21 protein-coding genes are annotated in these 26,199 nt (G+C 65.1%); 12 read left to right on the top strand and 9 right to left on the bottom strand.

All coding sequences use genetic code 11. From position 1 onward, the window contains the following. Positions 1 to 87: 87 nt before the first annotated feature. Complete coding sequence (locus EBQ26_RS07055) at positions 88 to 1,536, bottom strand: M16 family metallopeptidase (protein WP_238944219.1); 1,449 nt, start codon at positions 1,534 to 1,536, stop codon at positions 88 to 90. Between the two features lie 322 nt (positions 1,537 to 1,858). Here EBQ26_RS07055 and cydD point away from each other — a divergent pair, with 322 nt between their 5' ends. From cydD to EBQ26_RS07005, 10 genes are all read left to right on the top strand, one after another. Then, entirely contained in the window at positions 1,859 to 3,799 is a 1,941-nt protein-coding gene (gene cydD, locus EBQ26_RS07050; protein WP_122238304.1) for a thiol reductant ABC exporter subunit CydD, read from the top strand. Next, complete coding sequence (locus tag EBQ26_RS07045; RefSeq protein ID WP_238944218.1) at positions 3,796 to 5,574, top strand: amino acid ABC transporter ATP-binding/permease protein; 1,779 nt, start codon at positions 3,796 to 3,798, stop codon at positions 5,572 to 5,574. The genes cydD and EBQ26_RS07045 overlap by 4 nt, the downstream gene beginning before the upstream one ends. 370 nt (positions 5,575 to 5,944) lie before the next feature. Further along, complete coding sequence (locus tag EBQ26_RS07040) at positions 5,945 to 6,328, top strand: hypothetical protein (protein WP_122238303.1); 384 nt, start codon at positions 5,945 to 5,947, stop codon at positions 6,326 to 6,328. Positions 6,329 to 6,585: 257 nt separating this feature from the next. Next, the gene (locus EBQ26_RS07035; protein WP_122238302.1) at positions 6,586 to 8,208 is read left to right on the top strand and encodes a cytochrome ubiquinol oxidase subunit I; all 1,623 of its coding nucleotides are present in this window, start codon (positions 6,586 to 6,588) and stop codon (positions 8,206 to 8,208) included. Next, positions 8,205 to 9,362 (top strand): cytochrome d ubiquinol oxidase subunit II, encoded by a 1,158-nt coding sequence (gene cydB / locus EBQ26_RS07030; protein ID WP_122238301.1) that lies wholly within the window; start codon positions 8,205 to 8,207, stop codon positions 9,360 to 9,362. Before EBQ26_RS07035 ends, cydB begins: the two co-directional genes overlap by 4 nt. A 44-nt stretch (positions 9,363 to 9,406) precedes the next feature. Continuing rightward, positions 9,407 to 9,532, top strand: a complete 126-nt coding sequence (gene cydX / locus EBQ26_RS07025) for a cytochrome bd-I oxidase subunit CydX (protein ID WP_122238300.1) — start codon at positions 9,407 to 9,409, stop codon at positions 9,530 to 9,532. Between the two features lie 451 nt (positions 9,533 to 9,983). Further along, complete coding sequence (gene hisG, locus EBQ26_RS07020) at positions 9,984 to 10,631, top strand: ATP phosphoribosyltransferase (protein ID WP_122238299.1); 648 nt, start codon at positions 9,984 to 9,986, stop codon at positions 10,629 to 10,631. Positions 10,632 to 10,927: 296 nt separating this feature from the next. After that, positions 10,928 to 11,551 carry a lipopolysaccharide transport periplasmic protein LptA gene (gene lptA, locus EBQ26_RS07015; RefSeq protein ID WP_122238298.1) on the top strand — a complete coding sequence of 208 codons (624 nt, stop codon included), beginning with the start codon at positions 10,928 to 10,930 and terminating at the stop codon, positions 11,549 to 11,551. Between the two features lie 7 nt (positions 11,552 to 11,558). Beyond that, a complete protein-coding gene (gene lptB, locus EBQ26_RS07010) occupies positions 11,559 to 12,356 on the top strand; it encodes an LPS export ABC transporter ATP-binding protein (RefSeq protein ID WP_122238297.1) in 798 nt (265 codons plus the stop codon). A 16-nt stretch (positions 12,357 to 12,372) separates the two neighbouring features. Then, positions 12,373 to 13,938, top strand: a complete 1,566-nt coding sequence (locus tag EBQ26_RS07005) for an RNA polymerase factor sigma-54 (protein ID WP_122238296.1) — start codon at positions 12,373 to 12,375, stop codon at positions 13,936 to 13,938. A gap of 131 nt (positions 13,939 to 14,069) precedes the next feature. Here EBQ26_RS07005 and EBQ26_RS07000 read toward each other — a convergent pair whose 3' ends face one another. Together EBQ26_RS07000 and EBQ26_RS06995 are read right to left on the bottom strand one after the other, a co-directional pair. Next, entirely contained in the window at positions 14,070 to 14,564 is a 495-nt protein-coding gene (locus tag EBQ26_RS07000) for a lysozyme inhibitor LprI family protein (RefSeq protein WP_122238295.1), read from the bottom strand. Between the two features lie 78 nt (positions 14,565 to 14,642). After that, positions 14,643 to 16,553 (bottom strand): ATP-binding cassette domain-containing protein, encoded by a 1,911-nt coding sequence (locus EBQ26_RS06995; RefSeq protein ID WP_122238294.1) that lies wholly within the window; start codon positions 16,551 to 16,553, stop codon positions 14,643 to 14,645. Positions 16,554 to 16,822: 269 nt separating this feature from the next. Here EBQ26_RS06995 and EBQ26_RS06990 point away from each other — a divergent pair, with 269 nt between their 5' ends. Continuing rightward, positions 16,823 to 17,338 carry a hypothetical protein gene (locus EBQ26_RS06990; protein ID WP_122238293.1) on the top strand — a complete coding sequence of 172 codons (516 nt, stop codon included), beginning with the start codon at positions 16,823 to 16,825 and terminating at the stop codon, positions 17,336 to 17,338. A gap of 159 nt (positions 17,339 to 17,497) precedes the next feature. On the opposite strand, the gene EBQ26_RS06985 is transcribed toward EBQ26_RS06990, so the two are convergent. From EBQ26_RS06985 to gyrA, 6 genes are all read right to left on the bottom strand, one after another. Further along, entirely contained in the window at positions 17,498 to 18,373 is an 876-nt protein-coding gene (locus EBQ26_RS06985) for a prephenate dehydrogenase (protein WP_122238292.1), read from the bottom strand. A gap of 29 nt (positions 18,374 to 18,402) precedes the next feature. Continuing rightward, positions 18,403 to 19,527, bottom strand: a complete 1,125-nt coding sequence (gene pheA / locus EBQ26_RS06980; protein WP_122238291.1) for a prephenate dehydratase — start codon at positions 19,525 to 19,527, stop codon at positions 18,403 to 18,405. A 23-nt stretch (positions 19,528 to 19,550) separates the two neighbouring features. Next, complete coding sequence (gene serC / locus EBQ26_RS06975) at positions 19,551 to 20,678, bottom strand: 3-phosphoserine/phosphohydroxythreonine transaminase (protein WP_122238342.1); 1,128 nt, start codon at positions 20,676 to 20,678, stop codon at positions 19,551 to 19,553. A 185-nt stretch (positions 20,679 to 20,863) separates the two neighbouring features. Next, positions 20,864 to 21,673: an alpha/beta fold hydrolase gene (locus EBQ26_RS06970; RefSeq protein ID WP_122238290.1), complete on the bottom strand. Its 810-nt coding sequence runs from the start codon at positions 21,671 to 21,673 to the stop codon at positions 20,864 to 20,866. Next, a complete protein-coding gene (locus EBQ26_RS06965; protein WP_122238289.1) occupies positions 21,663 to 22,328 on the bottom strand; it encodes an FMN-binding negative transcriptional regulator in 666 nt (221 codons plus the stop codon). Before EBQ26_RS06965 ends, EBQ26_RS06970 begins: the two co-directional genes overlap by 11 nt. Positions 22,329 to 22,420: 92 nt before the next feature. After that, positions 22,421 to 25,168 (bottom strand): DNA gyrase subunit A, encoded by a 2,748-nt coding sequence (gyrA, locus tag EBQ26_RS06960; protein WP_122238288.1) that lies wholly within the window; start codon positions 25,166 to 25,168, stop codon positions 22,421 to 22,423. Between the two features lie 318 nt (positions 25,169 to 25,486). Between gyrA and ompA the strand changes: the two genes are divergently transcribed. Further along, positions 25,487 to 26,173 (top strand): outer membrane protein OmpA, encoded by a 687-nt coding sequence (ompA, locus tag EBQ26_RS06955; protein ID WP_122238287.1) that lies wholly within the window; start codon positions 25,487 to 25,489, stop codon positions 26,171 to 26,173. Positions 26,174 to 26,199 lie beyond the last annotated feature (26 nt).

Genomic DNA, 26,199 nt, shown 5'->3' with positions numbered 1-26,199 from the left:
AAGCCTTTCGGCAACATGGTATTGCCGAAAGGCTTTTTTGTTTCTTTGTTTGATCTGGAATTTTTGGGGTGTGAATCAGCGCGCGAATCAGCGGGCATTGGCCGGGGCGCTGCCGCCGACGATGACGGTGGCCAGGGCGTCGGGGCGCAGCACGCGCTGCACGGCGCGGTGGATGTCCTGGCCGGTCAGGGCTTGCACGTTGTGCGTCCAGGTATCCAGGTAATCGAGCGGCAGGTTGTTCCAGGCGATGTTGGCCACGTTGCCCAGCAGCTTGGCGTTGCTGTCCAGCCGCAGGGCAAAGCCGCCGATGAGGTTGGCTTTGGCGTCTTGCAGCTCCTTGTCCGTGGGGCCTTGGGCGACGAATTCGGCCACAACCTGGAGCACCAGATCGGCCGCAGCCTGGGCCTGGTCGGCGCGGGTTTGCAGGTGGATGCTGAAGGCGCCTTCGTGGTTGCCGGGGCTGAAGCTGCTGTAAACGCCATACGTCAGGCCGCGCTTTTCGCGCACCTGTTCCATCAGGCGCGAGCCAAAGCCGCTGCCGCCCAGGATGTGGTTGGCCACTAGCAGGGGCAGAAAGTCGGGATCGCTGCGGCGGATGCCGGGCTGGCCGATGAGCACCTGGGCCTGTTGCGCGGCAAAGGGCAGGCGTTGCTCGCTGGGGCCTGTCAGTGGCGCGACGGCGGGCAACTCGGGCAGCGCGACGCACGCCTCTTGGGGCAGGCCGGAGAGCAATTGCGCCACAAGCTGGCTGGCTGGCTCGCGCTCGATCTGGCCGACGATGGAGACTTTGGCCCGGCAGGGCTGCACATGGGCGGCGTAAAAGCGTTGCATGTCGCCCACGCTGATGCGCGCCAGCGTTTGCTCTGTGGTTTGGTAGCCGTAGGGGTGATCGCCATACACGGCGTGCGCAAAGGCTTGCTGGGCGATGGTGGCGGGGCGCGTTTGCGCTTCGCGCAGACTGGCGCTCCAGCGCTGGCGCTCGCGCTGCCAGACGGCTTGGGGCCAGGCGCTGTGGCCGATTTGGCGCGCGGCCAGCGCCGCGGCCTGGGGCAGCAAGGCGGCATCGGTGAGGCTGCGCAGGTGCAGGGTAAAGCGGTCTTCGCTGGCGCTGGCGCTAAAGGATGCGCCCAGATCGGCCCAGGCCTGGCCCAGTCCGTCCTCATCCAGCGCGGGCTGGCCCGCCTGGGCGCGCACGCCTTTGGTGAGCATGGCGGCGGTGGCGGCGGCCAGGCCAGCTTGGTTGGCCGGGTCGCGGCGCGCACCGCCGTCGAAGTCGATCTGCACATCCACCATCGGCAAGCTGGGGCTGCGCACCAGCCACACCTGCGCGCCGTTGGGCTGACGCCAGTGCTCAATAGGCAACAGGCCTGGCGGATTTTGGGTGTGGGGGAGCTGGGCTTGTGGGGGTTGGGCGTGCGCCAGTGGCAGCAGCAGCGCGCAGGCCATGCTCGCCAGCACAGCGGGGCGGACGAGAGGACGGGCGCAAACAACAAACGCCGCCGAGCGGCGCAGCAAAGCAATCGGGTTCATCGGCATGGTGCAGAGGGTGAAAAAAAGCGCCGCGCATGATAGAGCGTGTTATGCCGTTGGCGACGGGGTTGGTAAGGAGGCTTTTAATATCCAATCAAAGGAATGGAATTTCCCATATTTCGGCAAGATGGTATTAATCCAATATTTCTTTTGAATTAAAAATAAAGGATGTCGTGACGGACTGAATCTCTTGGAGGGCGGCGCGCGCGTGGTGGGGCCGATTCTGTCTCGCCAGCGTCAAAATCGCACTGAATTCGTCGGGCAAAGAGAGGATGGAAAGGGCTTCAAGCCACAATCGGAAACATTTGATTCACAGTGGCATGAAGCCGTGCGCACCAACCTCAGTCCAACCAACCGTCCAGCCGGGCGGGCCAGCACGTGGCGCTACACCTTGCAGGGTGTAGCGTCTTTGCTTTGGGTGGTGCAAGCGTGGTGGCTGGCGGGGGCCTTGGCGGCCTTGCTGGCGTATGCGCAAGGGGCGGCCCAGGATGTGACCACGGGCGAGCAGGCGCGCGCCGCGCTGGTGGCCGCGCCGTGGGCCGAGTTGTGGTACGCCGCTGGCGTTGTGGTGCTGGCGGGCGTGCTGCGCGCGGCGCTGGAATACGCGGGCGCGCGGGCCACCTACGGCTGGGCCAGGGCGCAGTTGACGGCGCTGCGCCAGGCATTCGCCGCGCGTTTGCGCGCCACATCGCCGCTGGATGCCCGCCGCCCTTCCTCCGGCCAACTGGCCAGCGCCTGGGTGGAACAGGCCGAGGCTGTGGTGCCCTGGCTGGCGCGCTACCGCGCCGCGCAGTGGCGCGTGATGGTGGTGGCACCCGTGGTGCTGGTGTGCGTGGCCATGCACACGTGGGTGGCGGCGCTGCTGCTGGCACTGGCGGCGCCCTTGATCCCCTTGTTCATGGCGTTGGTGGGCTGGCGCGCCCAGGCCATCAGCGAGCGACAAATGCTGGTGCTGGGGCATCTGCACGGCCATTTGCTGGAGCGCCTGCGCGGCTTGCCGACCTTGCGCGCGCTGCATGCCGTGGACAGCGCGGCGGCGCGCCTGACGCAATTGGGCGAGACGGTGGCGCGCCAAACCATGCGCGTGCTGCGCGTGGCCATGCTTTCATCGGCGGTGCTGGAGCTGTTTTCCGCGCTGGGCGTGGCGCTGGTGGCGGTGTATGTCGGCTTTCACCTGCTGGGGCAGTTGCCCTTTGGCGCGTGGGGCGAGCGGATGAGCCTGCACCAAGGGCTGTTTGTGCTGATGCTGGCACCCAGTTTTTTCGAGCCGTTGCGCGAGCTGTCGGCCGTCTGGCACGACCGCGCCAACGGTCTGGCCGCGCAGCGCACCCTGGCGCATTTGCTGCAAGGGCTGACGCCCCTGGTGCAGGCCGATGAGGCCGACGATGCCGACGATGCCGATCAGGCAACTGGCGCCGGGGACATGCCGCCAGCGCAGGGCTTGGAGGCCGATGAAGCCCAGGCGCTGCAAGGACCAGCGCCGTCCGTCGCGCTGTGCGGCGTGATGCCGACCATGCAGACGCAGGTGGAACCAAGCACCCAGGCTGCGCCGGTGCAAGAGCCAGCGGCAATGAGCGCAGTGAATGCAGCGCAGGCCACTCGTCAGCCCTGGCACATCGACATCCCAGCCGGGGCGCACGTCGCCCTCACGGGCCCCAGCGGCAGCGGCAAAAGCACTTTGCTGGCCCTGGTGGCCGGGTTGGTGCAGCCGCAGCAGGGGCAAGTGCGCATTGGCGGCGTGCCCTTGCACAGCGGCACAGTTGCCCGCTTGCGCCGCGCCATAGGCTGGCTGGGCCAGCCACCGCATTTTTTGGCAGGTTCTCTGGAGCGCAATCTCTATTTGGGCCGCGACATCCCCGCATCGCCAGTCCAAGCCCGCGCCGCTTTGCGCGATGCTGGGCTGGCCGCTTTGGCCGATCGCATGGCCGAGGTGCGCTTGGGTGAAGGTGGCAGCGGCATTTCGGGCGGCGAGGCGTTGCGGCTGGCGCTGGCGCGTTTGGCCGTGGCGGAGTCGACGCGCCTGCTGCTGCTGGATGAACCGACGGCCCATCTGGATGCCGCCACCGCTGCCCAGGTGCGCGCCAGCGTGGCCCGCTTGGCCCAGGGCAAAACCCTGCTGGTTGCCACGCACGACCCGGAGCTGGCGGCCAGCCTGCCTTACGAATTAAACCTGGACGCCCAAGGCCAAGCGCAATGGCTGCGCAGGCCTGCACAGCCTGAGGCGTTGCCCGCCGAAATGCCCCAGGGCGGGCAGGAGGCGCAGCCATGAAGCGCGCGCGCACATTCACCCCGGCAGGCAAGCGCGGCGCCATGCGGCGCTTGTTGGGGGCGCTCTCGTCGGGCCACGAGCGGGCGATGGCGCTGGGCCTGCTGTTGGCCTGCGCCACGGCCTTGATGGGGGCGCTGCTGCTGGGCGTCTCGGGCTGGTTCATCACGGCCACGGCCATTGCCGGGCTGGCGGTGAGCACGGCGCTGGCGTTCGACATCTTTTTGCCTTCGGCCAGCATCCGGCTGCTGGCGCTGGGGCGCACAGGCGGGCGTTATGCCGAGCGCGTGCTTACCCACTCGGCGGCCTTGCATGCCCTGGTGGGCCTGCGCGAGCGCCTGTTTCGCGGCTTGGCGCGGCCACCGGCCAGTGCGCGCACGCGGGCACAGCAGCACCGGCAATGGCGCTTGCAGCCCGCGCGCCTGCTGCTGCGCCTGACGCGGGATTTGAATGCGGCCGAGGCCTTGTATCTGCGCCTGCTCACGCCCGCGTGCGCCGCGCTGGCGGCTTCGCTGGGGCTGAGCGCCTGGCTGGCCTGGCACCACTGGGGCTTGGGGCTGGCCGGTTTGCTGTGGCTGCTGGGCGCGGGCCTGGGCGTGCCCTGGTGGCTGTTGCGCGCCAGCGCGCGGCTGACGCTGGCCCAATCGCGCCACGGCGAGCGCCTGCGCCAGCACGCGCTGGATTTGGCAGGCGGGCAGGCCGAGCTGGTCATGGCCGGGCGCTTTGATGCCCAACTGGCGCGCTGGCTGGAGCAAGAAGCCGCGCTGGCGCGCCTGGAGGATCGACTCCAGCGCTGCGATGCGCTGGCGGCCGCCGCGTGGCAGATGCTGCACACCCTCACGCTGGCGGCAGCCGTCGCAGCGGCGGGCTGGCTGGTGTTGGCGCGCGATATGGCCGTGCCTACGGCGGCGTTTTTTGTATTGATGGCGATTGCGGCGATGGAGCCGTTTGCCGCCCTGCGCCGTGGCGCGGCGGAGTGGGCCAGCACCGCATTGGCGGCGCGGCGCTTGCAAGCGCCGTTGCAACAAGCGGCCGCGCCTGCGCCCGCGGCCTTGCCTTTGCCCGCGCCGGGCCTGGCCGCCAGCCTGGATGCGGTGCGCATGCAGGTGCAGGGCTGGGGCGGCGTGGAGGCAGAGGCAAAGGCAAAGGCAGAAGGCGATGCGGCCCCAGGCTGCTCCTTGCAAGTAGAGGTTGGGGAGCGGCTGGCCTTGATCGGCCCCAGCGGCAGCGGCAAATCCACCCTGTTGCAATACCTCAGCGGTGAGCTGCTGCCCAGCCACGGCAGCGTGCAGGCGTACCCCAGTGTGGGCCTGCCGCAGCAAACGGTGCTGTTTGGCGACAGCGTGCGCGCCAATGTGGATTTGCAGCAGCGCGGTTTGCCCGACGCGGTGGTATGGGCCGCGCTGCAAGCAGCGGGCTTGCAAGAAGCCATCGCCGCCCGCCCCGAGGGCCTGGACGCCATGCTGGGCGAGGGCGGCCTGGGCCTCTCGCGCGGGCAAGCCCGCCGCCTGGCGCTGGCGCGCTTGTTTGTGTGCGAGGGCGATTTCTGGCTGCTGGATGAACCCACCGATGGGCTGGATGCCGACACTGCCGCCGATGTACTGGCCCGCCTGGACGCTGCCTTGCAGGGCAAGACGGCGGTGATTGCCACCCACTTGCGGCGCGAAGCGGCGCTGGCCGATCGCCTGGTGTTGCTGGAGCATGGACGCATCGCCGCGCAGGCCGTGCGGGGCACGCCCGCATTCACCCGTTTGCTGGAAGGCTTGCGCGATGACTAGAGCGTGTGATGCACTTTGCGCTCCCCCGCGCTGGTCCCAAAACCGTGTAATCGCAAGGCGGCGCGCGCCGCCAAGGCTGGCTGCCTTGGTAAGCGGGCCAACGCAGCGAGTGCATGGTTTTGGGGCCAGCCCGAAGGGAGAGCGCCCCGGCATGCGCATTGCGGCGTTGCCGTCCCCTTGCAGCCCGCCAGGCTGCGGCGGGGACGGCGCCTTGCACTGCACACGCCGGGGCGCTCTCGCGGGGGGCGAAAAGTGCATCACACGCTCTAAAGCCATACGCAATGGCGCCAGTGGTAGTCGCTGGTGCGCGCGCAGCGGTCAGCCGTCCCCATGGTTGCGCGGGCCGCATGGGCCACGCTGGCCGCACTGGTTGCAACGGCGGCTGCATCGCCTGCCGCTGGCTTGGGCGGCGGCGCTGGTGGTGCTGGCGTTGCTGCTGCGCGCGCTGGTGCCGCAAGGGTTTATGCCTGGGCGCGGGGCGTTTTCGTCGGCGTTACCCGTGGTGTTGTGCACTGCCCAGGGGCCGCTGGTGGTTGCTGCCGCCGGGCAGCCGCAAGAGCTGCCCGAGCACAGCGCCAATGTGTGCGCCTGGGCCGCGGCGGGCTTGCAAGGCGAGCTGGATGAGCCTTGGCCCGTGCCGTTGCTGCTGCTGTTGCTGGCGCTGGGCTGGCAGTGCCTGGCGTGGCCGCGCTACCGCGCGCCGGTGCGCACGCCGTGCCTGCTGATGCGCGAGGCCAGAGCGCCGCCGCTGTAGCGCCTGATCGGCTGCAAACCCATTATTTTACAAATCAAAAAGAAATAAAATCCACTTGTCTAGGAATGATGGATATAAAGTAGTTTTTATTTTGATTTGAAATAAAGGTGTGCGGCACAGCGCGCTGCTGTGGGGGCTTTTGGCCTTCGGAAAGTGGCTGGCTGAGCATTTTTTAAAAAAACTGTGGTGTCTCCCCCGGCGCGGGGGGCATCACGCATTCGTCAATCCCCGCATGAATCCTTGGAAAGGTATCCCTTATGGATCTTGATATCGTGGGCCTGTCACGGCTGCAATTTGCCTTGACGGCCCTCTACCACTTTTTATTCGTGCCCCTGACGCTGGGGCTGTCCATCCTGCTGGCCATCATGGAGACGGTGTACGTCATGACGCGCCGGCCCATCTGGCGCCAGATGACCAAGTTCTGGGGCACTCTCTTTGGCATCAACTTCGCCATGGGCGTGGCCACGGGCATCGTCATGGAGTTCCAGTTCGGCATGAACTGGAGCTACTACAGCCACTACGTGGGCGACATCTTCGGCGCGCCGCTGGCCATTGAGGCGCTGATGGCCTTCTTCCTGGAGGCCACGCTGGTGGGCATGTTCTTCTTCGGTTGGGAGCGCCTGTCCAAAGTCAAGCACCTGGTGGTGACCTGGGCCATGGCCATTGGCACCAACCTCTCGGCGCTGTGGATTTTGGTGGCCAACGGCTGGATGCAATTCCCCGTGGGCGCCAAGCTCAACCCGCACACCATGCGCATGGAGGTGGACAGCTTCTTCGACGTGGTGACCAACCCCGTGGCGCAGGCCAAGTTCGTGCACACCGTCTCGGCCGGCTACACCGTGGCGGCGCTGTTCGTGCTGGGCGTGGCCGCCTGGTTCGTGCTCAAGGGCCGTCACGTCGAGTTGGCCAAGCGCTCGATGACGGTGGCCGCCGCCTTTGGCCTGGCCGGCTCGCTGTCGGTGGTGGTGCTGGGCGATGAGAGCGGCTACCTCTCCTCCGAACACCAGAGCATGAAGCTGGCCGCCATCGAAGGCATGTGGGAGACCGAGCCTGCGCCCGCCTCCTTCACCGTGGTGGGCCTGCCCGATCAGGAGGCGCGCAAGACGCACTACGCCATCCACATCCCCTGGGTCATGGGCCTGATCGGCACGCGCAGCCTGGATACGCAAATCCCCGGCATCAAGGATTTGGTGGCCTCCGCGCAGCAGCACATCCGCAACGGCCTGATTGCCTATGACGCGCTGGAGCAAATCCGCGCCCTCAACGGCAAGCAAGCGCCGCAGGCGCTGATGGAGCAGTTCGAGGCGCACAGCGACCGCCTGGGCTACGCCCTGCTGCTCAAGCGCTATGTGGACGATCCGCGCCAGGCCAGCGCCGCGCAGATCGAACAGGCCGCCTGGGACACCGTGCCGCAGGTCGCGCCGCTGTTCTGGACCTTCCGCATCATGGTCGGCCTGGGCTTTTTCTTCATCGTGCTGACGGCCACCTTCTTCGTGCTCTCGGCGCGCCGCCGCCTCGATGCCCACCCCTGGCTGCTGAAAGTGGCCGTGTGGTCCATCCCGCTGCCCTGGATTGCCGCCGAGTGCGGCTGGTTCGTGGCCGAGTTCGGCCGCCAACCCTGGGCCATCGAAGGCGTGCTGCCGGTGGCCGTGGCCGTCTCCAACCTGGGCGCCAAAACCGTGCTGCTGACCATGCTGGGCTTTGTGGCCATCTACACCGTGCTGCTCATCATCGAGATGAAGCTGATGCTGGCGGCCATCCGCAAAGGCCCCGATGCGCGTGAGCTGCAAGCCTTGCCCGGCGATTTGTCGCCCGCACCCGCGGGCCACGCCGCCGCCCCTTCTTTGACCCCTCGTACTGCTGCTGGAGAGTCCGCATGATCTTGCATGAACTACTGAATTACGAAGTCCTGCGCGTCATCTGGTGGCTGGTGCTGGGCGTGGTGCTGGTGGGCTTTGCCGTCACCGACGGCTTTGACCTGGGCACGGGCACGCTGTTGCCCTTCGTGGCCAAGACGGATACCGAGCGCCGCGTGGTCATCAACACCGTCGGCCCCGTGTGGGAAGGCAACCAGGTTTGGCTGATTCTGGCTGGCGGCGCCATCTTCGCTGCCTGGCCGCAGCTTTACGCCGTGTCCTTCTCCGGCTTTTACCTGGCCATGTTCGCCATTTTGTTTGCGCTGATTTTGCGACCCGTGGGTTTCAAGTTCCGCAGCAAGGTGGAGGACAGCGCCTGGCGTAACCGCTGGGACTGGATGCTGTTCATCGGCGGCCTTGTGCCTTCGCTGGTGTTCGGCGTGGCCATGGGCAACGTGCTGCAAGGCGTGCCCTTCCGCATTGAGCCGGACATGCAAATCCACTACGAAGGCTCGTTCTGGGCGCTGTTCAACCCCTTCGCGCTGCTGGCGGGCGTGCTCTCCGTGCTCATGCTCACCTGCCACGGCGCCACCTGGCTGCAACTGAAGACCGAAGGCCCCGTGCAACAGCGCGTGCGCCAATGGGGTATCGCTTGCGCCATCGGCAGCGCCGTGCTGTTCGCGCTGCTGGGCCTGTACCTGGCCAAGGGTGTGGAGGGTTACCGCATCACCAGCGAGGTGGTGGTCAACGGCCCCTCCAACCCGCTGTACAAAACCGTGGTGGTGGATGGCGGCGCTTGGTTTGCCAACTATGCTGCAGCCCCCGTGCTGTGGCTGGTGCCTGCATTGGGCATCGTCGGCTTCGCGCTGGCTGCGCTGATGTTGGCTGCTCGTCGCGAAATCCTCGCCCTGCTGGCCAGCGGCGTGGGCATCGCCGGCATCATCCTCAGCGTGGGCGTGTCCATGTTCCCCTTCATCCTGCCCTCCAGCTCCAACTTGGCGGCCAGCCTGACGGTGTGGGATTCGTCCTCCAGCCACATGACGCTGTTCATCATGCTGGTGGTCACCCTCATCTTCCTGCCCATCGTGCTGGCTTACACCAGCTGGGTGTACTCCGTCATGCGCGGCAAGGTGCGCAACGCGGACGTGGACGACGAAAAAGGCCACGCCATCTACTGAGCGCGGCCCAACACCGAATCAACCATTTTTGAAAGGAACTCACAATGTGGTATTTCGCCTGGATGCTGGGCCTGCCGCTGGCCGCCGCCCTGGCCGTGCTCAACGCCATGTGGTACGAGCTGATGGACGACGCCGAGCGCGCACGCCAAACAGGCTCTGGGAGCCTTTGATCTAGAGCGTGTTATGCACTTTGCGCTCCCCCGCGCTGGCCCCAAAACCGTGTAATCGCAAGGCGGCGCGCGCCGCCAAGGCTGATTGCCTTGGCAAGCGGGCCAACGCGGCGAGTGCATGGTTTTGGGGCCAGCCCGAAGGGAGAAGCGCCCCGGCATGCGCATTGCGGCGTTGCCGCCCCCTTGCAGCCCGCCAGGCTGCGGCGGGGCCAGCGCTTTGCACTGCACACGTCGGGGCGCTCTCGCGGGGGGCGGAAAGTGCATCACACGCTCTAAACCATTGAAAAGTCCCAAACCGCCGCAGTGGATTGCCGCTGCGGCGGTTTTTTGTGGAAAACGCCAATGCATGCGGGCTTTCTGGCCCCTTTGTCGGGGCTGGCGTGAGGGCGGCACAGTCCCTGACACGCTCTAGAATCCGCGCCTCGTTCACCCACCCTTTTCAGAGAACGCCATGATCACACTAGCCCTGTCCAAAGGGCGCATCTTCGAAGAAACTTTGCCGCTACTGGCAGCGGCTGGCATCCAAGTGCTTGAAGACCCGGAAAAATCCCGCCAGTTGATTTTGCCCACCAACCGCGAGGACGTGCGCGTTGTGCTCGTGCGGGCCAGCGATGTGCCAACCTATGTGCAGTTTGGCGGCGCAGACATGGGCGTAGCGGGTAAAGATGTGCTGATTGAACATGGTGGCCAGGGCCTGTTTCAACCATTGGATTTGCGCATTGGGCGCTGCCGCGTCAGCGTGGCGACGCCTGAGCATTTCGATTACCACAACGTCGTGCGCCGCGGCGCGCGGCTGCGCGTGGCGACCAAATACACAGGCATTGCACGCGAATTTTTTGCCCGCAAAGGCGTGCACGTGGATTTGGTCAAGCTCTACGGCAGTATGGAACTGGCACCGCTGACGGGCATGGCCGATGCGATTGTGGATTTGGTTTCCACTGGAAATACTTTGCGCGCCAATCGCTTGAAAGAGGTGGAGACCATCATGGAAATCAGCTCTCAACTGGTCGTCAATCAAGCGGCGCTGCGCCTGAAGCAGGCCCAATTGCGGCCCTTGATCAATACCTTTGCGCAGGCAGTTCGTCACCAAGATGGCTGAAAAAGAGGCAAGATGTGGACTAAATGCAAAATCCGAGCAATTTGCGATACAATTGGCCCCAGCCGCGAGTCGGCGGCTACAGCGCATGAGTTCATTCCATAGGCGAATCCTGAAGGGAATCGTTTGAAATTGCGAGAACTATCCAAGACCCTTTTAACCCCGCTTCCCAGCGGGGTTTTTTTTGCGCTGCGCTGGTGTGTTGGCGTTTTGCCGCGCCACCGCCTGCCCTGTGTACAGGGCCAGCCCATGCGGGCTAGAATCGTTGAACCATTTCCCAAAGCAAGAATCGTGCCGTGATGAAGAAACTCTGGATCTCCCTGGCGGTACTCGCCGCAGCCTGTTCCATGGCGTCAAACGCGCTGGCCTTGGCCAGCGACCGCAATCAACCCATGAATGTCGAGGCCGATGGGCTGCGCCACGATGATGCGGCCCAGGTGACGGTGTTTTCCGGCAATGTGGTGGTGACTAAAGGCACCATCGTGCTCAAAGGCGACAAGCTCACGGTGCAGCAGCGCGCCGATGGCAGCCAGTTCGGCACGGTGGAAGCCTCAGGCGGCCGCCGCGCTTTTTTCCGCCAGCAGCGCGATACGCCCAAAGGCGCGCCTGTGGAGGTGGTGGAGGCGCAGGCTGGGCGTATCGAGTACGACAGCAAGGCAGATCAAGTCAAACTCATAGGCAAAGCCGAGTTGCGGCGCTTGCAGGCCGGGCGCCTCAATGACGAAATCGATGGCGCGGTGATTGTTTACAACAACACCACAGGCGTGTTCACGGTGGATGGCGCCCGCAAGGCCGGGCAGGGCGGCTCGGGCCGTGTGCGCGCGGTGATTGGCGCATCAACCGCTTCGGGCACCAGCGCACAGGGGGCGGGAGGCGCAGGCGGTGCGGCGCTTCAGCCGAGCAGCCGCTTGCAAGGCCAGTGAGGCGGCGATGGTGGTATCGCTCCAAAGTGCAGAGATCAGCGCCGCCGATCGGCAGGCCAAGGGTGTTTCCAGCCTGCAAGTGCGCCATTTGCAGAAAAGTTATGGCGGGCGCAAGGTCGTCAAGGACGTGTCCCTGGATGTCGTCAATGGTGAAGTGATGGGCTTGCTTGGCCCCAATGGCGCTGGCAAGACGACGTCGTTTTACATGATCGTCGGCCTGGTGCGCAGCGATGGTGGCGATATCTTCATCGACGGCCATTCCATTGCCGATATGCCCATTCACAAGCGCTCGCGCCTGGGCTTGTCCTACTTGCCGCAGGAGGCTTCCATTTTTCGCCGTTTGACGGTGGAGGAAAACGTGCGCGCGGTGCTGGAGCTGCAAGTCGATGCGCAGGGCAAGGCGCTATCGCGCGCGGAAGTCGATGCGCGGCTGGAGCGTTTGCTGGGCGAGCTGCGGGTGGAGCATTTGCGCAGCACGCCTGCGCCTGCGCTCTCGGGCGGTGAGCGCAGGCGCGTGGAAATTGCGCGGGCGTTGGCGACGCAGCCGCGCTTTATCTTGCTGGATGAGCCTTTTGCGGGCGTGGATCCCATCGCGGTCATGGAAATCCAGCGCAGCATTGCATTTCTCAAAGAGCGCGGCATTGGCGTGCTGATTACCGACCACAACGTGCGCGAAACCCTGGGCATTTGCGATCGCGCCTGCATCATCAGCGAAGGCTCCGTGCTGGCGCAAGGCCCGGCGCAGGAGATCATCGAGAACCCCGACGTGCGCCGCGTCTATCTGGGCGAGAACTTCCGCATGTGAAGCGAGGCAGCGTGCCATGAAGCTCGGCGTCTCCCTCAAGACTTCGCAGAACCTGGCGCTCACGCCCCAGCTTCAGCAGTCCATTCGGCTGTTGCAGCTCTCCACGCTGGAGATGCAGCAAGAAGTCGAGCACATGCTGGAGGTCAACCCTTTTTTGGAACTGCAAGAGGGCGAGGAGCGCGCCGAGCGCGAAGAATTCGGCTTGAGCGCCGCCGATGCGCCCGTGCCCAGCGGAGAAAAAGCGCTGGAGCGCGAGGCCTTCGGCGACGACGCTGGCGATGAGGCCGCCGCTGCCCACGAGGCCGAAGGCCAGGCCTTGGCCGATGCCCCTGCCGATTGGGATGGCGATGGCTCGCTGGACATTTCCCCCAACGACGATGAATGGGGGGGCGACGCCCCGCCGCGCGGCCAGGGCGGCGGCGATGCCGATGTGGATGCCGCCGACATCCGTGGCGCGCACATCTCGCTGAGCGACTTCTTGCACCAGCAGGCCGGGGAATTCTTCCTCTCGCCCACCGACCGGGCCGCGCTGGACTTTCTCATCGAATCGCTCAATGAAGACGGCTATCTGGAAGACACGCTGGAGGACCTGGTCCTGCCCCTGGCGCGCAGCCTGGAAGAGGTGGACGAGCTGCTGCACCATTTCCAGCTCGCGCTCAATCTGCTGCACACCATGGAGCCTGCGGGCGTAGGCGCGCGCGATCTGGCCGAATGCCTGCAACTGCAAATCCGCGCGCTGGAGCGCTCAGAGGACTACGCCGGGGACATGGCCGTGCTGGCGCTGGCGCGCAGCCTGTGCGCGCAGCCGCTGGAGCTGATCGCGCGGCGCGATGTGCGCCAGCTTTGCGCGCTGCTGCATGCCCAGCCCGAGCCGGTGCGCCAGGCGCTGGCGCTGATTGCGCGGCTCGAACCCAAGCCCGGGCGGCGCTTTGCTGATGTGGAGCGCAACCTCATCGTGCCCGATGTCATCGTGCGCCCCGCGCCGGGCGCGCGCGGTCGGCAGGGCGAGTTCGAAGTGCGGCTCAACCCCGACGTCATGCCCCGGCTGCGCATCCACGAGGCCTACGCCAGCGCCCTGCGCCGCAGCGGCGCTGAAGGCGCGCCCTTGCAGCAGCATTTGCAGGAAGCGCGCTGGTTCATCAAAAACATCCAGCAGCGCTTTGACACCATCTTGCGTGTGGCCAAAGTCATCGTGCAGCGCCAGCAGGCTTTCTTCCAGCACGGTGAAGTGGCCATGCGCCCCTTGGTGCTGCGCGAGGTGGCCGAGGAGCTGGGCATGCATGAATCGACCGTCTCGCGCGTGACCACCGCCAAATACATGGATACGCCGCACGGCACCTTTGAACTCAAGCATTTTTTCGGCTCGGGGCTGGAGACGGACTCGGGCGCCAGCGCCTCCAGCACCGCCGTGCGTGCGCTCATCAAGCAGCTTGTGGCGGCAGAAAACCCGCAAAAGCCGCTGTCGGACAACCAGATTTCCGAGCTGCTCAAAACCCAGGGCATCGAATGCGCGCGCCGCACGGTAGCCAAATACCGCGAAGCTCTGCGCATTGCGCCCGCCAATTTGCGCAAAAGCCTGTAAGCGCAGAGCTGCGCCGTCATCTGCTGGGCAATTCAAATCAAGAGAAAATTGATTTGAATACCATCATGCCGAAACAAGGCAATTTATTTTCCTTTTGATTTGGAGTATAAAGGAGGTTTCCAGCCGCAAGCTCAATTGGGGGCTGGTTCGGCCGCGGCCTGTGTGGCGGGGTGGGCCTCAGGTTGGCGCTCGGAGTCGGGCGCCAGCTCTTGTTCCTGGATGAGTGCGCGCAGCAGCTCCACGCGCTGGGCGGTTTCGCTGAGCAGGCATTCGCTGGCCGTCAGGCGCGCCTGGCTGCCGCCGTCGGGGGTCAGGTAGAAGTGGCATTGGGCGTCGCGGTATTGCTGCCAAAGGGTTTGCACCTGGCGAAATTGCGTTTGGCGCGCCTGGCCCAGCCCCTCCAGATACTGGTGCAAGGCTTGGTTGAGGCGGCTGTCTTGCACCTTCAGCTCTTGGGCCATGCAATCGAGGGCGTCGGCGGTGACGCTGGCGGCTTTCTCCAGGCAGGCGGTGTAGGCGGTGGTGTCGTTTTGCGCATGGGCGAGCGGGGCCAGCGCCCCCAGCGCGGCGATGGCGCTGAAGGCGAAGGCGGCTGGGCCAACGGCTGGCGGGGCGGTTTTCGGCATGGGGCTTTTGTCTCGGCGGGCGGTGCGAAAGGCGGCGTGAAAGGCGGTACAAGGTGGCAGCAGGAGATGAGAAGGGGCTTATCCCCCCAGCGCCTCCCAGCGCTCCAGCGCTTGCAGCAATTCGTCCTCAATGGCGGCGGCGCGTTCGGCCAGGGCGGCGGCTTTTTGGTGGTCGCTGGCGTACAGGCTGCCGTCGGCCAGTTCGGCGTGGATGCGCGCTTGCTCGGCCTCCAGCGCCTCGATGTGCGCGGGCAGGGCGTCCAGTTCGCGCTGCTCTTTGTAGCTGAGCTTGCGTTTGGCGGGCGAGGCGGTGGCGTTTGGGCTCTCGGCGCGGGCGGGCGCTGGCGCAGGCTTCGATGATGCAGCAGGTGGGTTGGCGGGGGCGGCTTGCTGCGCCTGGCGCTGGGCGGCCAGCTCGCGGCTGCGTTGCGATTGCAGCAGCCAGTCTTGCACGTTGCCTTCGTATTCGCGCCAGAGGCCGTCGCCTTCGGCGGCGAGGATTTGGGTGACGACGTTGTCCACAAAAGCGCGGTCGTGGCTGACGAGAAAGACCGTGCCTTCGTAGGTTTGCAGCAGTTCTTCGAGCAGCTCCAGGGTTTCGATGTCCAGATCGTTGGTGGGCTCGTCCAGCACCAGCACGTTGGCGGGCTGGGCGAACAGGCGCGCCAGCAACAGGCGGTTGCGCTCGCCGCCCGAGAGCGAGCGGATGGGCGAGAGCGCGCGCCGGGGCGAGAACAGAAAATCGCCCAGATAGCTTTTGACGTGCTTGCGCTGGCCGCCGATTTCAATCCATTCGCTGCCCGGGCTGATGAAGTCCTCCAGCGTGGCATCGGGGTCGAGCGCGTCGCGCATTTGGTCGAAGTAGGCGATGCGCAGGTTGGCGCCTTGGCGGATGTGGCCTTCATCGGGCGCAAGCTCGCCGAGGATGAGCTTGAGCAGCGTGGATTTGCCCGCGCCGTTGGGGCCAAGCAGGCCGATTTTGTCGCCGCGCAGGATGGTGGTGTCCAGCCGGTGGATCAGGCGCTTGTCGCCAAAGGCTTTGCTGACCTGGGTAAGCTCGGCGACGATTTTGCCGCTGGCCTCGCCCCGGTCGATGTCCATGCGCACCTTGCCCAGGGCGGTGCGGCGCTCGGCGCGTTGCTGGCGCAGCGCGTGCAGGCGGGCGACGCGGCTGGCGCTGCGGGTGCGGCGCGCTTCCACGCCTTTGCGGATCCAGATTTCCTCTTGCGCCAGGAGTTTGTCGGCCTTGGCGTTGTCCACCGCCTCTTGCGCGAGCTGTTGCTCCTTGAGTGCGCGGTATTGGCTGTAGTTGCCGGGGTAGGAGCGCAGGCGGCCGCGGTCGAGTTCGACCACGCGCGTGGCGATGCGGTCGAGAAAGGCGCGGTCGTGGGTGATGACGACGATGCTGCCGCCAAAGCCCAGCAGCAATTCCTCCAACCAGGCGATGGAGTCCAGATCGAGGTGGTTGGTCGGCTCATCGAGCAGCAGCACATCGGGCTGTGTCACCAGGGCCTGGGCCAGCGCCACGCGCTTTTTGTTGCCGCCGGAGAGGGCGCCAATGCGCGCTTGCGGCTCCAGGCGCAGGCGGGCGAGGGTTTCCTGCACGCGCTGCTCCCAAGTCCAACCGCCCTGGGCTTCGATTTGCGATTGCAGCGCGTCCAGATCGTCCTCGGGCGCATGGCGCAGGTAGCGCTCGCGCAGGGCGATGACGTCGGCCAGGCCTGCAGAAACGGCTTCGAACACGGTGTGCTCGGGCGCCAGCTCGGGCTCCTGGGGCACATAGGCCATGCGCACGCCGCTTTGCACCTGGATTTGGCCATCATCGGCCTGGGCCAGCCCGGCCATGATTTTCAGCAGCGACGATTTGCCCGCGCCGTTGCGGCCGATCAGGGCGATGCGCTCGCCTGCTTCGACGGAGAAATCCGCGCCGTCGAGCAAGGCCACGTCGCCAAAGGCCAGTTGGGTATTCAAAAGGGTGATGAGTGCCATGGGCGGTGATTATCCGTGCCCGCGCGAGTGGGTCGCATGTGTCAGCCTGGGCGCTGGTGGGGCGTTGTAGGCGCTTGCGTGTCAGGGCGCAAGCGCTGCGTGCGCGAAACTGGAGTGAAACCGCAGCGAAACGCCGCCTTTGGCTTGCGATATGCGCGCTTTACACAGGCCGCCTAAGCTGCTTGCGTTGGCAGCGCTGCTGCCTTGATGTTTGTTGTGATTTTGGGCTTGCCGCTGCGGCAGGCTGTTTTTTTGAGGAGTTATTACCCATGCGTTCCAGCACGACTCGCCTGGCTTTGGCCTGTGGCGCTTTGGTTTTGGCCGGCTCGGCCACCGCGCAGTATGGCGATGCGGAGTATCGCCCTTACGTGCGCCCCTATAGCTCGTATGAGCGCCACACCAACGACCTGCATCACTACAGCTACGACCGCAACAGCTACGAGCGTTTTGAGCAATACCGCCGCAGCGAGAGCGAGCGTGAGCGCAAGCGCCGCCGCGATCGCAATGCGGAGATTGCCGCAGGCGCGGCGGTGGTCGGGGGGATTTTGGGTTACGCGCTTTCGCAGTCGCAAACCCCGCCGGTGGCGCCCAGTGCGACGCCGGGCTACGTGGCCCCGCCCGTGCAGCCGGTGTATGTGCAGCCCACTTACACGCCGCCGCCGGTGTATGCCCCGCAGCCGTATTACCAACAGCCGCAGTATCAGCCGCAGTACCAACAGCCCTATCCGCAGGGCTATCAGCCCTACCAGTACAACGGCAGGACGTATTACCGCCCGGCACAGTGACTGCTCAGGCTGCGGCTCAGGGTTTCGGATAGCTAAAAAATGCCCGTTTTTGAACGGGCATTTTTATTTCAAAGGAAATAAATCATGCCTATTTCGGCATGTTGGTATTGAAGTGGTTTTTATTTTTGATTTGTATTGTTGAGGGGCGGCGTCCGAGCCTCAAGCCGAGTGCTTGCGCCAGTCGTTGCGGGCCTGGCTGGCTTTCTGGATGAGCTGCTCCAGCGCTTCGGCGTCTTCGCTGTGCAGGGCGCGCTGGAATTCCTGGATGGCCAGCACCATGTGGCGCAGTTGGCCGGTGATTTCGGTGCGGTTGGCCAGCAGCACGTCGCGCCAGAGGGCGGGGTCGCTGGCGGCGATGCGGGTGAAATCCCGAAAGCCCGGCCCGGCCAGGCGCAGCAGGCTGTCGCTGTGGGGTTGGCCCAGCAGGCTGTTGACGTAGGCAAAGGCCAGCAGGTGCGGCAGATGGCTGACGGCGGCCAGCGCCGCGTCGTGCTCTTGCGGCGACATGATGCGCACGTCACTGCCCAGCGCCGTCCACAGTTCCTGGGCGCGTTGCACATGATCCAAATCGGTGGCAGGCGTGGGGGTGAGCACGACTTTGGCGCCGTAATACAGCATGGCATCGGCGTGCTCCACGCCCGAGCGCTCTTTGCCGGTGATGGGGTGGGCAGGCACGAAGTACTGGGCGCCCCAGCCCAGGTGTTTCTCGGCGGCCAGCACCACGTCGTTCTTGGTTGAGCCGACATCCATGGTCAGCACATGGGGGTGCACGAACTGCCGGATGGTTTTGAACATCTCGCCCGAGGCGGCCACGGGCACGGCCAGCACGATCAGATCTGCGCCCGCGCAGGCTTGTATGGCGGAGCTGGCCTCGATGTCGATGACGCCGAGCTGGCGCGCCAGCGTGGTGGTGGTGGGTGATTTGCTGTAGCCCACCACTTTCTTGACCAATCCCTCTTTTTTCAGCGCCAGGGCCAGGGAGCCGCCCATCAGCCCGCAGCCAATCAGCCCTAGCTGGTTGTATTTTTTTGCCATAGATGTGTGGGTGTGAATGAATGCCGTGATCAGCTTTTGATGGGGTAAGCGCCCAGCAGGCGGAAGAAGGCGCTGAGGTTTTTCAGCTCCTCCAGCGCGGCGGCGACGTGGGGCTGCTGGGGGTGGCCGTCCAGGTCGATATAGAAGTAATACTCCCACTGGCCGGTGCGCGCGGGGCGCGATTCAAAGCGCGTCATGGATACGCCGTGCTTTTTCAGCGGTTCCAGCAAATCGTGCACCGCGCCGGGGCGGTTGGGCACGGCGATGACCAGGCTGGTGGCATCGCGCCCGCTGGGCTCGGGCATGGCCATGGTTTGCGGCAGGGTGATGATGGCAAAGCGCGTGCGGTTGTGGGCATCGTCCTGAATGGCGGGGGCAACGATGTGCAAGCCAAATTGCGCGGCAGCGCGGGCGCTGGCCAAGCCCGCCCAGGCGGGGTTGGTGGCGGCCAGGCGCGCGCCTTCGGCATTGCTGGAGACGGGGCGGCGTTCGGCATGGGGCAGGTGCTTGGCCAGCCAGGCGTGGCATTGCGCCAGGGCCTGGGGGTGGGCCAGCACGGCTTCGATGCCCTCGGCATCTTCACGCAGGCGCAGCAGGTTGTGGCGCACTTGCAGGCTGACCTCGCCCACCATGTGCACGGGCGATTGCAGCAGCAAATCCAGCGTGCGGGTGACCATGCCTTCGTTGGAGTTCTCCAGCCCCACCACGCCAAACTGGGCGTTGCCTGAGAGGGTGACGTGGAAGACTTCATCGAAGCTGTTGCAGTACACGAAATCGGCCGCGCCGCCGAAGTATTCCAGCGCGGCTTGCTCGCAGAAGGTGCCCGTTGGCCCGAGCACGGCCACGCGCTGGGGCGATTCCAGCGCCAGGCAGGCGGAGGTGATTTCGCGCCAGATGCCCGCCACGTGGGCGGTTTTGAGCGGGCCGGGGTTGGCGTTGGTGATTTTGCTGATGACCTGGGCGACGCGGTCGGGGCGAAAGAACGTGGTGCCTTCTTTCTTCTTCAGCTCGCCGACCTCTTGCGCGACTTTGGCGCGCTCGTTGAGGGTTTCGAGCAGTTGGCGATCGAGTGCATCAATGCGTTGGCGCAGCGCCAGCAGCTCGGGTGTGGCAACAGGTTCGGGGGAGGGCGGGGTGTTGTGGCTGGTTGTCATGACAGGGCAGGCGGTGGATGGGGTCAGGCGCTGGTTTGCTCGAAGTCGCGCAGGTAGGCAATCAGCGCATCCACGCCTGCCTCGGGCATGGCGTTGTAAAGGCTGGCGCGCATGCCGCCCACGGAGCGATGGCCTTTGAGCTGCAGCAATCCGCGCGCCTTGGCCCCGGCGAGGAAATCGGCATTGCGGCTTTCATCGGCCAAAAAGAACGGCGCGTTCATGCGCGAGCGTGCGGCGGGCTGCACAGGGCAGCGGTAAAAGCTGCTGGCGTCCAGAAAGTCGTACAGCTTGCCGGCCTTGCGGATGTTGCGCGCCTCGATGGCGGCCAGGCCCGTCAAATCGCCTTCTTGCTGGCGCAGCACCCAGTCGAACACCAGCCCGGCGACGTAAATGCCCCAGGTGGGCGGGGTGTTGTACATGGAGTCGTTCTTGGCGACGGTGGCGTAATCGAAGGCGCTGGGGCAAATGGGCAGGGCGTGGCCGATCAAATCCTCGCGCACGATGACGATGGTCAGGCCCGAGGGGCCGAGGTTTTTCTGCGCCCCGGCAAAGGCCAGGCCAACGCGGCTCCAGTCGATGGGGCGCGAGGCGATGTGCGAGGAGCAGTCGATCACCAGCGGAATGTCCGCGCCCAGCGCGGCCAGATCGGGCAGCTCGTGGAACTCCACGCCGTGGATGGTTTCGTTGCTGCAAATGTGCAGATAGGCCGCATCGGGGCTGATCTGCCAGGTGACCGGGTCGGGGATGGCGGTAAAGCCGCCTGCCTCGCCGCTGGCGGCGCAGCGGGCGGTGGCGTATTTGGCCGCTTCCTTGAGGGATTTCTGGCTCCAGCCGCCGGTGACGACCACATCCACCACGCCGCCGCGCGAGAGGTTCAGCGGCACGAAGGCGTTTTCGCCCAGGCCACCGCCTTGCATGAACAGGATTTTGAAATGCTCGGGCACGGCCAGCAGCGTGCGCAGATCGCGCACGGCTTTTTCATAGATGGCGATGAACTCGGGGCCGCGGTGGCTCATCTCCATCACGCCCATGCCGCTGCCGTGCCAGTCGAGCATTTCGGCGGCGGCGGTTTGCAGGACTTCTTCAGGCAGCACGGCCGGGCCGGCGGAGAAGTTGTAGGGGCGGGGGGCAAGGGCGGAAGGGGTGGACATGATGGCAGGCAGTGAAAACAAACGGCAAGCAGGCGGCAATGGTGATTCATTTACAAATCAAATGTAAATGAAATTTAATGCATGACATGCCGAAACAAGGGTATTTTGTTTCTTTTGATTTGTAGTAAAGAGGCGCTCAAGAACGCGGCGCCAGAACCAAAGGCCAAATTATGCGACTGGAGCGCCTACCGCAGCGCCGGGGCGTCGGGGGCGCTCAGAAAGGCGTTGACGGCAGGCAAAAAGACGGCCCTGGCCTGCGCATGCGCGGCGTGGTCGGCAAAGGGCAGGATGAACACGCCTGCGTTTGCGCCGGTAATGCGCTCGCGCAAGGCCTGCACTTCGCTCACGGGCATGAAGGGGTCGCGATCGCCGCAAATCAGCAGCGTGGGCACGGCGATGTGCTCGACCATGTCACCGGGGTAGCCGGTGGCGGGGTCGGCATCCAGCCACAGCGCCTTGACTTCTTCCAGCAAAGCGTCGAAGTCGGGCTGGGGGTTGCCCGCTTCGTAGCGGGCAACGGCGCTGGGGAACAGGCTTTGCCACTGCTGCCGCGTCAGCCCTTGGAAGATGGGAATGCAGGGGTCATCGGGCAGCAGTCGCCATTGCGAGCCAATAGTGGCCAGCGCCCGCACGCGCTGCGGGTTTTGCGCCGCCAGCCGGTAGCCGATGATGCCGCCATCGCTAAAGCCCAGCAGGTGGGCGCTGGCGATCTGCATGTGATCGAGCACGGCCAGCACATCGGCCTGGTATTGCGCGTAGCTCAAAGGCGCCGTGCCGCGGCTGGAGCGCCCTTGGCCGCGCAATTCCAGCGCGATCAGGCGCAGGTGCTGCGGCAGGCCCGTCACGATGGATTTGAAGTCGTACACATCGCCCAGGCCGCCGTGCAGCAGCAGCACAGGCTCGCCGTCGGGCGCGCCCGCTTCGGTGACGAACAGGCGGGCATCGCCGACGTCGAGATAACGGTTGCGGGCGGCGTCGTAAACGTCATGGGGCATGGGGTGCGCTCCTTTCTCTTTCCATCAATTGGGCCATCTCGTGGGCCATGGCCTGATCCGTTGCCGCGCCGCTGGCGCGCAGCCCGGCGATGACGCCTTGCCGGTTGGCTTCGGGCTGGTTCTGGCTGGCCTTGCATTTGCCTTGCAGGCGGGTGATGCGAATTTCGATGCCGACCACGGCGCGCAGCATGGCGTCGATGTAGTCCGCCGGCGCATCGCCCACTTGCCAGGGCTGGGCAAACGCGGCTTCCTGCTGCTGCGTCAGCGCCTGCACTTGCTGCATCAGCCAATGGGCATCGCGCACCACGCGCAGCGCGCCCCAGGCGTGCACGGCCAGGTAGTTCCAGGTGGGCACGACTTTGCCGGTCTCGGCCTTGGTGGCGTACCACGCGGGGCTGACGTAAGCCTGCGGGCCTTGAAAAATCACCAGCGCCTGGGCCCCTTCAGGGTGCTCGCGCCACAGCGGGTTGGCCTTGGCGATGTGGCCGCGCAGCACGCCCAGCTCGCCCTCTTCGGCGCTCAGGTGCAAGGGGATGTGGTTGGCCTCCAGCGCGCCGCCTTGGGCCAGAGTGACCAAGGTGGCCAGCGGCTGCGCCTGCATCAAGGCGTGCAGCGCGGCAGTGTCGTTGTGCTGGAAGTGACGCGGCTGGTACATGGCCTGAACGGGGTGCGTGGGGGGAGGGGCGGCCTATGCGGCAGGGGCGGCCAAGGCCAGCGGCCCCGGCCTTGGCATCGCTCCCAAGCGCATCAGGCGCTGCCGCCTTCTTCGGGGGCGCTGGCCTCGTCGTCGCCAGCGGCATTGGGTGCAGCAGCGCCAGCATGGCCCTCTGCCGACGGCGGGGATGCGGCGCCCTGGCCCTCGCTTTCGCACGTCTCGCCGCGCTCGTCACGCTCGCCGTTGGCATCGTTTTCGACGATGCGTTGCAGGCCGTTGAGCTTGGCGCCTTCGTCCAGCGCGATCAGCGTCACGCCCTGGGTGGCGCGGCCCAGCTCGCGGATTTCCGCCACGCGGGTGCGCACCAGCACGCCGGTGTCGGTGATGAGCATGATTTCGTCCTCGGGGCCAACCAACGTGGCGGCAACGACCTTGCCGTTGCGCTCCGATTGCTGGATGGCGATCATGCCCTTGGTGCCACGGCCGTGGCGGGTGTATTCGGCAATGGCGGTGCGCTTGCCATAGCCGTTTTCGGTGGCGGTGAGCACGCTTTGCGCGCTGGGGTCGCCTTCGGCCTGGGCCACCAGCATGGCAATCACGCGCTGGCCTTCCTCCAGGTTCATGCCGCGCACGCCACGGGCGTTGCGGCCCAGCGGGCGCACGTCGTTTTCGTCAAAGCGCACGGCCTTGCCGCCGTCGGAGAACAGCATCACATCGTGCGCGCCATCGGTCAGCGCCGCGCCGATGAGGAAGTCGCCCTCGTCGAGCGAGACGGCGATGATGCCTTTCTTGCGCGGGTTGCTGAACTCGGCCAGCGCGGTTTTCTTCACCGTGCCCTTGGCCGTGGCCATGAAGACGTAGAGGTGCTCGGGGAAGGTGCGCGCATCGCCCGTGAGCGGTAGCACGACGGTGATTTTTTCGCCGTCTTCGAGCGGGAACATGTTGACGATGGGGCGACCGCGCGAGCCGCGCGAGCCCTCGGGCACTTCCCAGACCTTGAGCCAGTACAGCCGCCCACGGTCGGAAAAGCACAGGATGTAGTCGTGCGTGTTGGCGATGAAGAGCTGGTCGATCCAGTCGTCCTCTTTGGTGCTGGCCGCCAGCTTGCCGCGCCCGCCACGGCGCTGCGCGCGGTATTCTGACAGCGGCTGGCTCTTGATGTAGCCGGTGTGGCTGAGCGTGACCACCATGTCGGTGGGGGTGATGAGGTCTTCGGTGGAGAGATCCTGCGCGCTGTATTCGATCTGGCTGCGGCGCGCGCCCAGCTTGGTCTCGCCATACTCGGTTTTGATAGCGGCCAGCTCCTCGCCAATGATGGCGGCCACGCGCGCGGGCTTGGCGAGGATGTCCAGCAGGTCTTCGATCTGCGCCATGACCTCTTTGTACTCGGCCACTATCTTGTCCTGCTCCAACCCGGTCAGGCGCGCCAGGCGCATGGCCAGGATTTGCTCGGCCTGCACTTCGGAGAGGCGGTACAGCCCATCGCGCCCCAGGCCGTACTGGCGGCCCAGCGATTCGGGGCGGTAGTCGTCGGCGTTGACCACGCTGCCGTCCTCACGCGCGCGGGTGAGCATTTGCTTGACGATCTGGCTGTCCCAACTGCGCGCCATCAACTCGGCTTTGGCCACCGGCGGCGTGGGCGACTCGCGGATGATGCGGATGAACTCATCAATGTTGGCCAACGCCACGGCCAGGCCTTCGAGCACGTGGCCGCGCTCACGCGCCTTGCGCAATTCAAAAATCGTGCGGCGCGTGACGACTTCTCGGCGGTGCTCCAGAAAGACTTGCAGCAAATCCTTGAGGTTGCACAGGCGTGGCTGGCCGTCGATCAGCGCGACCATGTTCACGCCGAAGGTATCCTGCAACTGGGTTTGCTTGTAGAGGTTGTTGAGCACCACCTCGGCGACCTCGCCGCGCTTGAGCTCAATCACCAGACGCATGCCGGATTTGTCCGACTCGTCCTGAATGTGGCTGATGCCTTCGAGCTTTTTCTCGTGCACCAGCTCGGCCATGCGCTCCTGCAAGGTCTTTTTGTTCACCTGGTAGGGCAGCTCATCGACGATGATGGCCTGGCGCTGGCCGCGGTCGATGTCCTCGAAATGCACCTTGGCGCGCATCACCACCCGCCCGCGCCCGGTGCGGTAGCCATCGCGCACGCCATTCATGCCGTAGATGATGCCGCCGGTGGGGAAGTCCGGCGCGGGCATGAATTCCATCAGCTCGTCGATGTCCGCCTCCGGCTTGTGCAGCAGGTGCAGGCAAGCGTTGATGGTCTCCGACAGGTTGTGCGGCGGGATGTTGGTGGCCATGCCCACGGCAATGCCGCCCGAGCCGTTGACCAGCAGATTGGGAAAGCGTGCCGGCAGCACCAACGGCTCCTGCTCCGAACCGTCGTAGTTCGGGCCGAAATCCACGGTTTCCTTGTCGATGTCGGCCAGCAGCTCGTGGGCGATCTTGGTCAGGCGCACCTCGGTATAACGCATGGCCGCAGCGTTGTCGCCATCGACCGAGCCGAAGTTGCCCTGCCCGTCCACCAGCATGTGGCGCAGCGAAAACGGCTGGGCCATGCGCACGATGGTGTCGTACACCGCGCTGTCGCCGTGCGGGTGGTACTTACCGATCACATCGCCCACGATACGGGCCGACTTCTTGTAGGGCTTGTTCCAATCATTGCCCAGCTCGCGCATGGCATACAGCGCCCGGCGATGCACCGGCTTGAGGCCATCGCGCGCATCGGGCAGCGCCCGCCCCACGATCACGCTCATGGCGTAATCCAGGTAGCTGCGGCGCATCTCCTCTTCCAGGCTGATGGGCAGGGTTTCTTTGGCGAATTCAGTCATGTGAGAAAGAAATGGCGAGCTGAAGCCAGCGAGCGGCAAAAGACAAGCGGGCGCGCAAATAATCAGTGGGGCTACGCCACCAAATCGCCCTGAAAGCTGCCAGATAGAGGGGAAGATTGTAGCCCTGCCATGGGCTGTAGCTATATCGCAACATCCGGCCCACTCATTCGCGTTTTGTGCCAACTCGCCGCGGTTTGCCTGTGGCGGCCATCCAAGCCGCTATGGCACAATCAATCCAACGTTTTTGGTGCGGATCCCCTGCCAACGGCGTCCTTTTCTCTCGCAGCGCGGCTGCGCCCTTTCCCCAAGAGGAGAACTATGAAGAAACTCAATATGGTGGCGGTTTTGTTTGCCTCTGCTGCGTTCGCAACAGCCGCTGCACACGCGCAAACTCTTGCCAATGGTAGCCAAGTCAAAGTGCAAGCTGCTGACGGCGGCAAGGTCATCGACAACTGGCAAAACGGCTCTGGCGAGCTGATCTGGGTGAACGGCACCAACGAACTGTGCTGGCGCAATGCTTTCTGGACGCCCGCTACGGCTGCTGTTGGCTGCGACGGCGCTTTGGTGCCTCAGGCTCCCGTGGCTCAGACGCCTCCTCCCGCTCCCGCCCCTGCTCCTCAAGAGCCTGTTTGGGTGAAAGAGACTTTCTCGGCCGACGCTTTCTTCGACTTCGACAAGTCCACGCTCAAGCCTGAAGGCCGTGCCAAACTGGATGAGCTGGCACGCCGCGTGCAAGCCCAGAACTTCCAAATGGAAGTGATCATCGCTGTGGGGCACACCGATTCCGTCGGTACCGACAAGTACAACCAAGGTCTGTCCGAGCGTCGTGCTGCTGCTGTGAAGGCCTACTTGGTGAACAAGGGTATCGAAGCCAGCCGCGTTTACGCAGAAGGCAAGGGCGAGAAAGATCCTGTGGCTACCAACAAGACCCGCGAAGGCCGCGCGCAAAACCGTCGCGTGGAAATCGAAGTGGTGGGCCAAGCCCTGCAACAACGCGCCAACTAAACGCACCACAACTGGGCGTGTTCCCA

This window comes from Allofranklinella schreckenbergeri (genome assembly GCF_003703475.1).
GTDB lineage: Bacteria > Pseudomonadota > Gammaproteobacteria > Burkholderiales > Burkholderiaceae_C > Lampropedia > Lampropedia schreckenbergeri.
Note: the sequence above shows the minus strand (reverse complement) of the source record. Positions and strands in the feature narration are given on the sequence as shown.

Coding starts and splice junctions, on each gene's coding strand:
- ompA (WP_122238287.1), top strand. CDS start 25,487: ATGAAGAAACTCAATATGGTGGCGGTTTTGTTTGCCTCTGCTGCGTTC.
- hisG (WP_122238299.1), top strand. CDS start 9,984: ATGATCACACTAGCCCTGTCCAAAGGGCGCATCTTCGAAGAAACTTTG.
- EBQ26_RS06995 (WP_122238294.1), bottom strand. CDS start 16,553: ATGGCACTCATCACCCTTTTGAATACCCAACTGGCCTTTGGCGACGTG.
- EBQ26_RS07005 (WP_122238296.1), top strand. CDS start 12,373: ATGAAGCTCGGCGTCTCCCTCAAGACTTCGCAGAACCTGGCGCTCACG.
- EBQ26_RS06970 (WP_122238290.1), bottom strand. CDS start 21,673: ATGCCCCATGACGTTTACGACGCCGCCCGCAACCGTTATCTCGACGTC.
- cydX (WP_122238300.1), top strand. CDS start 9,407: ATGTGGTATTTCGCCTGGATGCTGGGCCTGCCGCTGGCCGCCGCCCTG.
- gyrA (WP_122238288.1), bottom strand. CDS start 25,168: ATGACTGAATTCGCCAAAGAAACCCTGCCCATCAGCCTGGAAGAGGAG.
- EBQ26_RS06965 (WP_122238289.1), bottom strand. CDS start 22,328: ATGTACCAGCCGCGTCACTTCCAGCACAACGACACTGCCGCGCTGCAC.
- cydB (WP_122238301.1), top strand. CDS start 8,205: ATGATCTTGCATGAACTACTGAATTACGAAGTCCTGCGCGTCATCTGG.
- EBQ26_RS06990 (WP_122238293.1), top strand. CDS start 16,823: ATGCGTTCCAGCACGACTCGCCTGGCTTTGGCCTGTGGCGCTTTGGTT.
- EBQ26_RS06985 (WP_122238292.1), bottom strand. CDS start 18,373: ATGGCAAAAAAATACAACCAGCTAGGGCTGATTGGCTGCGGGCTGATG.
- EBQ26_RS07045 (WP_238944218.1), top strand. CDS start 3,796: ATGAAGCGCGCGCGCACATTCACCCCGGCAGGCAAGCGCGGCGCCATG.
- lptA (WP_122238298.1), top strand. CDS start 10,928: ATGAAGAAACTCTGGATCTCCCTGGCGGTACTCGCCGCAGCCTGTTCC.
- EBQ26_RS07055 (WP_238944219.1), bottom strand. CDS start 1,536: ATGCCGATGAACCCGATTGCTTTGCTGCGCCGCTCGGCGGCGTTTGTT.
- EBQ26_RS07035 (WP_122238302.1), top strand. CDS start 6,586: ATGGATCTTGATATCGTGGGCCTGTCACGGCTGCAATTTGCCTTGACG.
- pheA (WP_122238291.1), bottom strand. CDS start 19,527: ATGACAACCAGCCACAACACCCCGCCCTCCCCCGAACCTGTTGCCACA.
- serC (WP_122238342.1), bottom strand. CDS start 20,678: ATGTCCACCCCTTCCGCCCTTGCCCCCCGCCCCTACAACTTCTCCGCC.
- lptB (WP_122238297.1), top strand. CDS start 11,559: ATGGTGGTATCGCTCCAAAGTGCAGAGATCAGCGCCGCCGATCGGCAG.
- EBQ26_RS07000 (WP_122238295.1), bottom strand. CDS start 14,564: ATGCCGAAAACCGCCCCGCCAGCCGTTGGCCCAGCCGCCTTCGCCTTC.